This is a genomic window from uncultured Campylobacter sp., assembly GCF_938030815.1.
Classification (GTDB): domain Bacteria; phylum Campylobacterota; class Campylobacteria; order Campylobacterales; family Campylobacteraceae; genus Campylobacter_B.
The window spans coordinates 1-1,127 of record NZ_CALHII010000282.1; the positions used below are offsets into that span (position 1 = coordinate 1).

1 protein-coding gene is annotated in these 1,127 nt (G+C 40.8%); it reads left to right on the forward strand.

Annotated elements, in window-relative coordinates; translation table 11 throughout:
* Positions 1-1,127, forward strand: a 1,127-nt coding sequence (locus Q0277_RS10585; protein ID WP_297997878.1) for a hypothetical protein, incomplete at both ends; no start/stop codon positions are given.

The window sequence follows — 1,127 nt, forward strand, 5'->3', positions numbered from 1 at the left end:
TAAGCTCATATATATCGGTAGCGAGGCTAGAAAGCTTGAGAAATTCGACTTGAGCGGTAAATTGTATTTATCCGTTGTCAGGGCGAGAAATGCCGCTACTACCTCGGATAAAATTGCCGATAGCGATAAGGGGAATAGCGCAGTTTACTCATGCCGATCCGTAACCGATTCCTTAAAAATTCCGTTTAAGATGAAGGACAAAACCGATTACACTATCGATAAGGAAGTGGATTTTAAAGGAAAAAGTATTTTAGAGCTAAACGATATAGAGATAGGAGATGCGTATCAGGGTCTTACATTTATGCTTAGCTATCGTCCGGACAATCAAGTTGCCTCAGGGTCCGATTTAGATCAGTATATAAAAAATAAAGATTTAAATAGCAGCGATCCTAAGGCTTATTATTCGGAGCTCAAGAAATGGGAGCTTAAAAAGCGATATGGATATTGTGAGTCTGGTGAGAATTTTAGCTGGTGCAACACAAAACTAACTGCGGAGCAAAAGAAGGACATTTGGGAGAATAAAATACAACCGGAGCTGCAGAAGCTTGAAGATAATATAAAGGCTGCTAAAGATGAGTTCGGAATTCAAATGTCAAAAGACGGCTCGTTCCACATATGCGGTAGCGATAACTTCGTGCTTCGCCCTGCATATTTTAATGTAGATACAGAAGCACTGAAGAATTCGGGCAAGTATAGTAAGATCGTAGACACTACCGCTAGTGGCGATATAACTAAAAAAGGTGATGGCTCCAGCGTACTTAATCCTAGTAATCTGCGCGTAGGTGGTGATTATACACAAAATGCAGATATCTTGGCTCATGTAATATCGGCCAGAAGCTATAGCGGCAACGGCGTACCTAACTACACAGCAGAAATCGGTGGCGATCTTGGCAATCAACGTTATCATCTGCGTAAAAGTTATGGCGCGGATTCTGATGATACTCAAGATATATCAACTAAGATTCGTGGTATTCAAACCTACTTGCGTCCGTTTATATCTAATGAATGCGCGGCTAATGTCACTACTCAATCCTATTATGTAGATAGAAAGAATGCTTCCACTACATTAAAACGTGGCGTTAAAGAAGATAGTTGTTATGGTGGTACCGCAGTGGAATATTCCGGTG